This is a genomic window from Pseudoalteromonas nanhaiensis (assembly GCF_051235485.1).
GTDB classification, from domain to species: domain Bacteria; phylum Pseudomonadota; class Gammaproteobacteria; order Enterobacterales; family Alteromonadaceae; genus Pseudoalteromonas; species Pseudoalteromonas lipolytica_C.
The window spans coordinates 104,425-115,824 of the sequence record NZ_JBPNYQ010000003.1 but is presented as its reverse complement, the minus strand read 5'-3'; the positions used below and the strand labels follow the sequence as shown (position 1 = coordinate 115,824).

Genomic DNA, 11,400 nt, shown 5'->3' with positions numbered 1-11,400 from the left:
ATCAAGGAAAAGCTCAAAACTAGGTACGCTTATGCAAGCCGAACACGTCGATATAGCACAATTTTTAAGTGATCATGCTCCATTTGATGATTTGCCCGAAGAAGCGGTTAACACTCTCGCTTCACAAGTAGAGATAGCCTACTTCAGAGCGGGAACACAAATCCTTAATTACGGCGATGATATTGCCGATTTATATGTAATTAGAACCGGAGCCGTCGAAATGTATCGACGCGATGGTGATTTGTATAACCGCTTAACTGTCGGTGGTATTTTCGGACAAATGGGTTTGCTGATGAACCGCAAAGTCCGATTTCCTGCCAAGGCCCTCGAAGACACCTTAGTGTATTGCATTAATGTAGAGCTATTTAATCAATATTGTGATGAATACGAAGCCTTTGCAGACTTCTTTGAAGCTGATGGCAATGTACGTCTGCATCAGGCCATTGTAGAGCAGGCTGACAGTAATGATTTAACAACTGCAAAAGTTAAATCATTACTGCACAGAGATGTAGTAACCGTAGCAAAAGACGCGTCTGTGCAAATGGTTGCCCAATTGATGACACAAGAGTCGGTATCGTCTGTGTTAGTAACAGATGCCGATAAACCCATCAGTGATGATCCTGATGATGACGATGGTCAAGTAGTTGGCATAATTACAGACCGAGATTTGCGCACCAGTGTGATTGCTGAAGGCTTAAGTTACGAATCACCTGCCGAGCAAATTATGCAAACGGATCTTATCTTACTCGATAGCAACGCCTATGTGTTTGAGGCTGTGCTTGCTATGCTCAGAGATAACATTCATCACCTACCTGTCGTTGTTAAGAAAAAGCCCATCGGTGTTATTTCGTTATCTGACATTTTGCGATATGAATCACAAAGCAGTTTATTGTTAGTGCGGGGTATTTTAGCTCAGCAATCTGTGGAAGATTTAGCGCATTATGCACGTCAGCTACCTAACGTGTTTGTACGCATGGTAAACGAAGACGCTAACTCTCATATGATTGGTACAGCAATGGCTGTAATAGGGCGTACCTTTAAACAGCGTTTACTTGATTTAGCCGAAGAAAAATTTGGCCCGCCACCCATTCCTTATTGTTTTATTGCCTTAGGTTCAATGGCTCGTGATGAGCAATTAATTGTTACCGACCAAGATAACGCCATTATCCTTGATAATAGCTTTAACGAGGAATTACATGACGAATATTTTCAAAAGCTCGCTGACTTTGTCTGTGATGGTTTAGCTGAATGTGGCTATAAATACTGCGAAGGGGAAATCATGGCGTCATTTAAAAAGTGGCGTTTAACTCGTGAGCAGTGGAAAGAGCAATTTGCAGGCTGGATGGCAGAACCAAAACCACAGGCTTTATTACACAGCTCTATCTTTTTTGATTTAGATGGCGTTTACGGTAAAACCAAATGGGCTGATGAGCTCAAACGATTTATTGCAACTGAAGGGCGTAAGAATAAGCGTTTCTTGGCTAACCTTGCAGCCAATGCCCGTAACAGAACACCGCCTTTAGGTTTCTTTAAAGATTTTGTACTAGAGCATAATGGTCAGCATAAGCGTTCTATGAACTTAAAACGCCGCGGTACTGCGCCATTATCAGATGTAATTCGTGTTCATGCTTTAGCAATAGGCAGTCGTAAACAAAATTCATTCGAGCGTTTAGAAGATATCATCGAAGCAAAGCTTTTACCCGCAGGGAAAGCGCAAGATCTTCGAGATGCCTTAGAATACATTTCGATGGTTCGTATTCGCCACCAAGCATGGCAAATTGAAAAGTTAGACGAAGCCCCAGATAACGATCTTGAGCCACATTTACTATCGCCTTTTGAGCAGCGCAACCTTAAAGAAGCGTTTGCGATTTTAGATAAAGCGCAGAATTTCCTTAAATTCAGATACTCTGCCAATACAGGGATGAAGTAATGGCTAAACAAGGTGTAAAACTTGATTGGCCGACTCGGTATCAGCAGTTATTGGCGGCTAGCAAACAGCCGTTAATTCAAGAGTTTTATCAAGCCGCTATTTGTGATTTAAACATGCCAATTAGCGACGTACCCTTAGTGGCGCTTGATTTTGAAACGACCGGTCTAAATTTTCAAAATGACGATATAGTCAGTGTTGGTTTAATTCCATTTAATGCTAGGCGCATCTTTTGTAAAGATAGCCAGCATTGGATTGTACAACCAAGACGTAAGCTCGCTGAAGAGTCGATCGTTATTCATGGTATTACCCATTCAGAAGTAAGTGACGCGCCAGATTTTTCATCTATTATGGAGCCATTACTAGCAGCATTAAAAGGTAAAGTCATAGTGGTGCATTTTGCTCCCATTGAACGACACTTTTTGTATCAAGCGCTACAATCGCGATTGGGTGAAGGCCTTGAGTTTGCAGTAATAGACACGTTGGAGCTTGAAAGCAGGGCGCTTAGAGCAAAACAAGGTCTACTAGGTAGGTTGTTTAATTCTAAGCTTGATTCCGTTCGTCTTGCGGATTCTCGCATTCGTTACTCGTTACCTGCGTATCAAAACCATAACGCACTGACCGATGCCATTGCCACCGCAGAGCTGTTACAAGCGCAAATTGCTTATCATTACCGCCCAGATACACCGCTAAGCGAATTGCTCATATAGCGTGCTTAACAGCACAGATTTTATGACGAGTAATTTAAATTAAATGAGCAAAGCTTATAAATAAAAAACGCCGCATATAGCGGCGTTTTTTATTTAAAGGTAGTGGTTAGTTTCTTGGCTCTGTACGTAGACCAAGGATTAAACTTACACACATTAATAGCAATACAAAGGTAAACGGTAAGCCCGTAGATACGGCACCGGCTTGTAATGCTTCGATAGCTTGTGTGCCACCAATCCAAACAAGCGCTGCAGCAATCGCACCCTCGATTGTTGCCCAGAAAATACGTTGTGGCACTGGCGCGTCAACTTTACCACCGGCAGTGATAGAGTCGATAACTAAAGAACCTGAGTCAGATGACGTAATAAAGAACACGAGTACCAGCACAATTGCAATGAATGAAAGCACTTGCGACATTGGCAGGGCTTCAAACATTTGGAACATCGCAAGTGGTACATCAGTTAAACCTTTCTCACCTAGTACACCCACTTTATCAATAACTTGTTCAATAGCGATACCACCATAAATAGACATCCAGAAGATAGTCACAACGGTAGGCACAAGTAATACGGCAATTAAGAATTCACGAATTGTACGACCTTCAGATACACGCGCAATGAACATACCTACAAACGGTGACCATGAAATCCACCAAGCCCAGTAGAATACTGTCCAGCCGTGCATCCATGTTTCATCTTCACGGCCATGTGGGTTACTTAACGGAATAATGTTTTCAACATAACCCATAACAGTATTAGGAAGATTACCAAACGCTGCTGAAAAACCAACGAGAGCAACAAATACGAGTAACACAAATGCGATAACCATGTTTACATTACTAAGCAGCTTTACACCGCCGTCGATACCACGAACAACAGAGATCACTGCAAGTAGAGTAACACCAACAATAACGCCGATTTGTAGACCAATACCGCTATCAGTACCAAACACATGGTTTATACCTGCAGCGGCTTGCTGTGCACCTAAACCAAGAGACGTTGCGAGACCAAATAAGGTGGCAAGTACAGCAAGAATATCAATAAGATGGCCCGGCCAGCCCCATGCTTTGTCACCTAAAATAGGATAAAAAATAGAGCGGATTGATAACGGCAGGCCCTTGTTGTAGCAAAAGAATGCTAACGAAAGCGAAACAACGGCGTAAATTGCCCAAGGGTGTAAACCCCAATGGAACATAGTTGCACCCATTGCTAATTTCGCAGCCTCTGGTGTGTTTGCTTCAACGCCGAGTGGTGTTTCGTACCAGCCTGTAAAGTAAGCGACAGGCTCTGCTACGCCCCAAAACATTAAGCCAATACCCATACCCGCAGCAAATAACATTGCAAGCCATGAAATACGAGAGTGAGTTGGGCGCGCTTCTTTACCACCAAGGCGGATATTGCCGTATGGTGAAACAATTAACGCCAAGCAAAACAATACGAATAAGTTTGCTGACCACATAAAAAAGCCATCAAAATTATTAATAATGTCGTTTTTAATTCCATTCAGGGTTGTTTTTGCTGTTTCAGCATCTGACACAAGTGTTGCCACTAAAAATAGCGCAATTAAACCTGCACTAATGCCAAATACAGGGTTGTGCACATCAAAACCCCATTTTTGCACATTGTCCTGACCGACGGTGTAGTCGGTATTGTCGATACTGTACTTATCATGATGTTCGCTCATGAATACCTCTTGTTGTAGTTATATCTAGCAGAAAGCTAAACGGCCGGTTGGCACATCTCGGCTAACACTACTTATACGTATGAAACCGAAAAATAGTTTGTAGACGAACTAAATTTGTACCAAAGTTTAGTCTTTAGTGTAGGAGTTCGAAAAAAAATGTAAATGGTTTTGTCCCTAAACAGCCGAATAAATGCGGTTTTTTACGTTTTTTGTTGGAATTGTGAACAATTTGATGCAGTAGAGGATTAATTTGATGACAGTATTATTTCAAAACAAATTATTTCAGTTGAGAGGAAAGTGCTGCAAACACAGGGCTTGCAGCACAAAATTACTACTTTTTATAAGCGTCGTTATGAACGCCAGCAGCACGACCAGAAGGGTCAGCATTGTTTTGGAATGACTCATCCCAAGCAAGCGCTTCAGGTGTTGAACAAGCAACTGATTTGCCATGCGGAACACATTTTGCCGCTGCATCACCAGGGAAGTGCTCTTCAAAAATACTACGATAGAAATACGCTTCTTTAGAATCTGGCGTATTAATCGGGTATTTATATTTAGCGTTAGCAAGGTCTTGATCGCTTACTTGCTCGCTCACATACTCTTTTAAAGTATCAATCCAGTTATAGCCTACACCATCAGAGAATTGCTCTTTTTGACGCCATAACACTTCGTCTGGTAGATAGCCGTCAAACGCTTCACGGATAATGTGTTTTTCGATTTTACCGTCTTTACACATTTTCGCTTCAGGGTTGATACGCATTGCAACGTCTACAAATTCTTTATCTAAGAAAGGCACGCGTGCTTCTACACCCCAAGCAGCCATAGATTTATTAGCCCGTAAACAGTCAAACATATGTAGTTTAGACACTTTACGGTTTAGCTCTTCATGGAACTCTTGCGCATTAGGTGCTTTGTGGAAATAAAGGTAACCACCAAAAAGCTCATCAGCACCTTCACCCGACAACACCATTTTTATACCCATGGCTTTAATTTGACGCGCCATTAAGTACATAGGAGTTGAGGCACGAATGGTTGTCACATCGTACGTTTCAATGTGATAAATCACTTCGCGAAGAGCATCAATACCTTCTTGAATAGTAAAGTGGATAGGGTGGTGAACTGTACCAATCATATCTGCAACTTTTTGTGCAGCAGCTAAGTCTGGTGAGTCCTCAAGACCAACAGAGAAAGAGTGCAGTTTTGGCCACCAAGCATCAGACTCGTCATTATCTTCGATACGTTTTGCGGCGAAACGTTGCGTGATAGCTGAAATAACCGATGAGTCTAAACCGCCTGATAATAGAACACCGTAAGGTACATCACACATTAGTTGACGTTTTACAGCTGCTTCTAAGCCTTCTTTAACATCGCTTGATTTAGCTTCGTTGTCTTTTACTGCGTCATAGCTTTGCCAATCGCGGCTGTAATACTTACGAAGTTGACCATCTTTGCTCCACAAGAAGTGACCCGGAGGAAACTCTTCAATGTGTTTACAAATTGGTGAAAGCGCTTTTAGTTCTGAAGCAACATAAAAATTACCATGCTCATCATGACCTGTGTAAAGCGGGATAATACCAATATGGTCACGACCTATTAGGTAGGCGTCTTGTTCTTCATCGTATAAACAAAAAGCGAAAATACCATTCAAGTCGTCTAAGAATTCAGGCCCTTTTTGTTTATATAAAGCTAAGATAACTTCACAGTCTGATTGAGTTTGAAACTTAAAGTCTGTTTCTAGATTTGCCGCAAGCTCTTTGTGGTTATAAATTTCACCATTTACAGCAAGGATATGTGTGCGCTCTGGATTATATAAAGGTTGAGCACCACTTGATACACCAACAATAGCAAGACGCTCGTGGACTAAAATAGCTTTATCAGATGAATATACGCCAGACCAGTCAGGTCCGCGGTGTCTTAAAAGTTTTGACATCTCAATTGCTTGACTTCGCAATTGGGCGGGATCAGATTTGATATCTAATACCCCAAATATTGAACACATAGTGACTCCTCATTCCAAATATGTGCGCAGTTAACAGAATTTATATAACTGCGAATGTTTGTTTTAACAGAAATAATTACCTAAGTCACACAGCTTTTTTAAATATTTGAGAATAAAATATGCACCAAGTGTTATTGCTTTGCACCAAAATGGGATGGCTGCCTAAGTTGTGAGCAATTTAAATACTTGATTTGAACAAATAGGCTGGTTTGAAGTGGTAAATAGCGCCATTAAAAGTGATGTTTTACGCACTGTTTTGGTGCGTTGCGTTAAGCAAACTAATTGTTCAATTTGTTAATTGAAGATGTATAGACAAGTGGGAGCCTTAAGAAAGCAAGTGGCAAGCCACTTGCTAATCAGATTAACTATTTGTTTTTGTATTTTAGCGCAATGGCTAATTGATTAAGGTGAGCTGTTAGCTTTTCTTTCGCCTTAAAAGCATCTGCTAGAGTAACAAACTTGAAATGTAAAAAATCACCTGGCTTTAATTGGGCAAAATGACGAAGATCAGCGTCGATCACAGTTCCTAGTAAAGGATAGCCACCGGTTGTTTGCGCATCATTCAATAATACAATTGGTTCACCATTTGGCGGTAACTGTATGCTGCCTGGTGCTACTGCCATCGATGGCAATGACACATCATGCTCTAAGCTACACTCATCACTTAATAATCGTGTACCCATGCGGTTACTATTAGGTGATACATGCCATGAATGATTTATAAAATTAACTATGGTGTCTTTAGGCAAAACTGCAGCATGTGGGCCAGCATGTATGCGTATTTGGGTGCTTTTAGGTGGTAGCATTGCACCTAAACCGACTTTAGTGTTGTATTTTGGTATTACCTCAAAGCTGTCTCCAGATTTCAGTGCTTGTCCGGTTAGACCACCAAAACCAGCAGTTATATCTGTTGAGTAGGAATCTAATATAGGGTCAGGTAGCTGCCATTGTCCGCCTATAGCAAGGTAGCTTCTAAACCCATGACGTGCGGCATTTAGCTTTAACACATCACCTTTTTTAATGTAAAAACTCCAGCCTGGTTCAATCGCATTACCATTAACACTGGCTTTCATATCTGTTCCATGCAAGGCAATGTAGTAGTCGTTATCGAACTTAATTTCAGCAAGACCTAGTGTGATCTCAATGACTGGATTGTTGTCTGCGTTTCCAACTAATCGGTTTACTATGATCTGCGCATAAGGATCAATACAGCCAGATTGGCCAATTCCCAAATGACGAGCACCCACGCGGCCTTGATCTTGTATAGACATTTGCATGCCAGGTTTAACGATGGTGATCATTTTAACACCTCCTGAATAACAAACTCTAAGGTATCACCGGGTTTAACAGCACAGGGAGAGGTTGCATTAATATCGAATAATTTAAAGTCGGTGTGACCGATTATTTGCCAGCCACCGGGTGACGTTTCAGGATATACGCCTGTTTGCTCGCCACCAATAGCAACAGACCCTTTTGGCACTGAGATGCGCGGCTCGCTTCGACGTGGCGTATATAATTTAGGATCCAAGCCATCTAAGTAAGCAAAACCAGGTTGAAAACCTAAAAATAAAACAGGGTAGATTTTACTACTATGTAACTGCGCGACTTCGTCAACAGTTAAGTTGTGCTCTGCAGCTACATGAGCAATGTCAGGGCCATGTTGACCACCATATACGGTGGGTAGCTTGTGATGAGTTGATGCAAAATCTTTAGTCGAAGTCTCTTGCCACTGCTCAAGCAATAATGGCAGCCAACTTGCTAGCTTTTCAGACTCTTTTAGATACAGAGTTAAGTTGTTATTAGCTGGAACAACATCAACGAAATCTCCCGTCGATTGGCAAAATTGAGCCAGCGCCCAAATCTTTTTTTGTGTATTTAAGCCATGCTCAGCACTTTCATATGCATCGAAGAAGATACAATGCGTAGTGAGCGCCATAATCTTTGGTGTGCTTTTTGTCGTCATTGCAGGTCAATCTTATTATTATCCCTTGATACTATTTAGCATATAGGGTGAGTGCTAATGATGTAAATGAGTGTTTAATGTTAATTAGAAAAACTCATGATTGCCAAGCAGTTATAAAATCATTACAGCTGCTTGGCGTATTACTATGTGTTATTACTTAGCGTTGTTTAAAAGCCAGTTTGATAACAAGCGAACACCATAACCAGTGCCACCTTCAGCTAACTCATCTTTAGCTTTGCTGTTAAGTGCATTACCAGCAATATCGATATGAACCCAACGGGTATCGCCGGCAAAGTTTTGTAAGAAACTTGCTGCTGTCGTTGCACCTGGACCATGCGAACCAATATTTTTAAGGTCTGCGATATCCGATTTTAGTGCATCTTCGTAACCTAGTGGTAAGCGCCATAAGTTCTCGTTAACCTGCTTTCCTGCAATTGTAAGTTGCTCAACAAGTTGGTCATCATCAGAGAAAACCGCTGCGTATTCATTACCTACAGCACCGATTTTTGAGCCAGTCAATGTAGCCACATCAATCATAATACTTGGTTTAAACTTGTCGCGGGCATACCACATTGCATCACTTAGCACTAAACGGCCTTCAGCATCTGTATTAACTATTTCAACGCTTAAACCTTCTGCTGTGCGAACAACATCACCAGGCGCTACAGAGAATTGTGACACCATATTTGCAGCCATACCCATTACAGCCACTACGTTGGTATCTGCTTTTGCAAGTGCCATTGCTTTAACGGTACCCAGTACTGCTGCTGCGCCTGCCATATCTGATTTCATGCGGGCAATCGAAGCACCTGTTTTAATACTATAACCACCAGAGTCGAAGGTAATGCCTTTACCAATCAATGCAATTGGGGTGTCTTTATTACCTTGGTAATGTGCAACAACTAAACGCGAACCTTCTTCACTGCCACGGCCAACAGCTTCTAACGCACCCATGCCTAATTTTTTAATTTGTTTTGGTTCTAAAATGGTAATTTTAACGCCTAATTTTTTTAACTCTTGTGCGGCTTTTGCAAAATCAGATGGCGTCATCTCAGTTGCAACTTCTGAAGTTAAGTCACGCGCTAAAAAGACACCTTGTTCAATGCTTTGTAGTAACTTATGGGTTTTGACCGCTTGGTCTAAATTATCAACATCAACAGTATAGTTAACTACATGTGTATCTTGTTCTTTTTTGTATTGTTCAAAGCGGTGGTCACGTAAATTAGCACCATGTGCAAATTCAGCAGCGTATTTAGCATTGATTTCACTATCTTTAAGCTCTGAAAAATCAAGGCTCACAGTTGCTTGTTTTGCTGATTGTAATTTTGCATGAACATTACCACCAAGCTTTGCCATTTTAGCTGCATTAAGTTCAGCTTGCTCACCTAAGCCTACAAGTACAATACGTTGGTGTTCGCTGCCGTTTGGTGCAATAACTTCTAATGTCTTGCCATAGCCCGCTTTAAAGTCACTAAATTCGATAACTTTATTTAAGTGGTTTTGGGTTTCTGGTTTTAAGTAATTAAAGTTAGCAACTTGGCTATCTGTGTCTAAAAACAACACTAATGTGTTGTCTTTCGGTTGAATCGATTTTGCAAAAGTGAACTCTGCCGCATTAACTTGCGTAGCAAGTGTTATACCCAGAGCAAGAGCAGACAAACTGTGTGCAATTCTCATTTTTAATATCCCAATGTTAAAAAGCTGTGTTTTACCGTAAATAGGCTTAAGAGTTAAATTGTTAGCGGTGAACAGCCGTTTGCATGCGTTTAAGGTGAAATAATAAATAGGATTACTCGGTCTGCTCTATTACAGGCTTTTACGAGGAAATAAGTATGACAATTAAGTCGATATTACTGACATTATTCACTTGCAGTGCCATTTTCACTATGAATCATACAACAGCGCAAGAGATGCCAGACAACGCAACCGGACATATTGAAACAATTGTGCTTGGCTCTGGTTGCTTTTGGGGAGCCGAAAAACGATACGAAGCACTTGATGGTGTTTTAGATGCGGTATCTGGTTATGCTGACGGTAGCGGTTTTAAAGCAACATATAGAAACATAACGCGTAGCGCACGTCGATTTGATGAAAATAACTACGCAGAAGTTGTTAAAGTGACTTACAACAGTAATCAGTTAACGACAGAACAATTATTAAAATACTATTTCGAAAATCATGATCCAACTCAGTTAAATCGCCAAGGCAATGATATTGGCACTCAATACCGCTCAACAATTTTGGTTAGTAATAACGAGCAACTTGAGGTTGCTAATAAACTTAAAGATGAATACCAAGGTAAGTTAACCGCAGCAGGGTACGGCAAGATTGTTACTATTATAAAACCTCTCGATTCGTTTTATGCGGCAGAGGAATATCATCAAGATTATTTAAAGAAAAACCCTAATGGCTATTGTCCTGATCACTCAACAGGGGTTGTTTTTACGCCAGTAGAAAAACAGCAAGTTGATAACACGGCATTATTAACCAATAAGCAAATTGTCGTGATAGATGCTAAAGGCTATTGCCCTTATTGTGAAAAATTTAAAAATGAGGTCGCAAATAATTATCAAGGCACAATTCCAATGACTTTTCGCCATGCAGATCAGCTTGATGGCTTAAAAATTAAAACCCCAACATGGGCGACACCCACACTCTTATTTATTGAAAATGGCGAAGAAGTGTATGGGAGACAAGGTTATGTGAGTAAAGATGAGTTTTATAAAGCCTTAGGCGCATTTAAACTAGGTGATAGTGAAGCATTCAGAGTTGCATTCCATGCCAGAACAGATAGCCCATTTTGTAAACAATACGATATCTTTAAAAACACACCGGATGGTATTTTTGTTGATAAGCTAAGTGGTGCGCCATTATTCGATACTCGTGATAGGTTTAATTCGGGAACCGGTTGGCTTTCATTTACTCACCCGGTAAAAGACAGTGTGACCATGCATGAAGACAACAGTTATGGCATGCAGCGCATTGAGCTTAAATCTAAAAGCTCAGGTATTCACTTAGGACACTTATTCCCGGGGGAAGGGCCAAGAGGTAAAGATAGATACTGCATTAATGCGACGGTGCTTGATTTTGTGCCACGTGATCAAATTTAACGTAGATACA

At 40.9% G+C, this 11,400-nt stretch carries 8 protein-coding genes; 3 read left to right on the top strand and 5 right to left on the bottom strand.

Features of this window, described 5'->3' with window-relative positions; all coding sequences use genetic code 11:
- Positions 1-31 precede the first annotated feature (31 nt).
- Positions 32-1,930 (top strand): DUF294 nucleotidyltransferase-like domain-containing protein, encoded by a 1,899-nt coding sequence (locus tag ACSFVZ_RS04570; RefSeq protein WP_199526453.1) that lies wholly within the window; start codon positions 32-34, stop codon positions 1,928-1,930.
- On the top strand, positions 1,930-2,637 hold the full coding sequence (locus tag ACSFVZ_RS04565; protein ID WP_435558223.1) for a 3'-5' exonuclease: 708 nt from the start codon (positions 1,930-1,932) through the stop codon (positions 2,635-2,637). Before ACSFVZ_RS04570 ends, ACSFVZ_RS04565 begins: the two co-directional genes overlap by 1 nt.
- 106 nt (positions 2,638-2,743) lie before the next feature.
- Here the strand turns inward: ACSFVZ_RS04565 and ACSFVZ_RS04560 are convergent, their stop codons facing one another.
- From ACSFVZ_RS04560 to ACSFVZ_RS04540, 5 genes are all read right to left on the bottom strand, one after another.
- Positions 2,744-4,318: a BCCT family transporter gene (locus tag ACSFVZ_RS04560; protein ID WP_135924685.1), complete on the bottom strand. Its 1,575-nt coding sequence runs from the start codon at positions 4,316-4,318 to the stop codon at positions 2,744-2,746.
- A gap of 331 nt (positions 4,319-4,649) precedes the next feature.
- Positions 4,650-6,317 (bottom strand): asparagine synthase B, encoded by a 1,668-nt coding sequence (gene asnB, locus ACSFVZ_RS04555; RefSeq protein ID WP_435558222.1) that lies wholly within the window; start codon positions 6,315-6,317, stop codon positions 4,650-4,652.
- A gap of 365 nt (positions 6,318-6,682) precedes the next feature.
- Positions 6,683-7,618 (bottom strand): 5-oxoprolinase subunit C family protein, encoded by a 936-nt coding sequence (locus ACSFVZ_RS04550; protein ID WP_199526457.1) that lies wholly within the window; start codon positions 7,616-7,618, stop codon positions 6,683-6,685.
- Positions 7,615-8,280, bottom strand: a complete 666-nt coding sequence (gene pxpB / locus ACSFVZ_RS04545; RefSeq protein WP_199526458.1) for a 5-oxoprolinase subunit PxpB — start codon at positions 8,278-8,280, stop codon at positions 7,615-7,617. The genes ACSFVZ_RS04550 and pxpB overlap by 4 nt, the downstream gene beginning before the upstream one ends.
- A 153-nt stretch (positions 8,281-8,433) precedes the next feature.
- The gene (locus ACSFVZ_RS04540) at positions 8,434-9,957 is read right to left on the bottom strand and encodes a leucyl aminopeptidase (protein ID WP_435558221.1); all 1,524 of its coding nucleotides are present in this window, start codon (positions 9,955-9,957) and stop codon (positions 8,434-8,436) included.
- Between the two features lie 209 nt (positions 9,958-10,166).
- On the opposite strand from ACSFVZ_RS04540, the gene msrA reads away from it, so the two are divergent.
- Complete coding sequence (gene msrA, locus ACSFVZ_RS04535) at positions 10,167-11,390, top strand: peptide-methionine (S)-S-oxide reductase MsrA (protein WP_435558277.1); 1,224 nt, start codon at positions 10,167-10,169, stop codon at positions 11,388-11,390.
- Positions 11,391-11,400 lie beyond the last annotated feature (10 nt).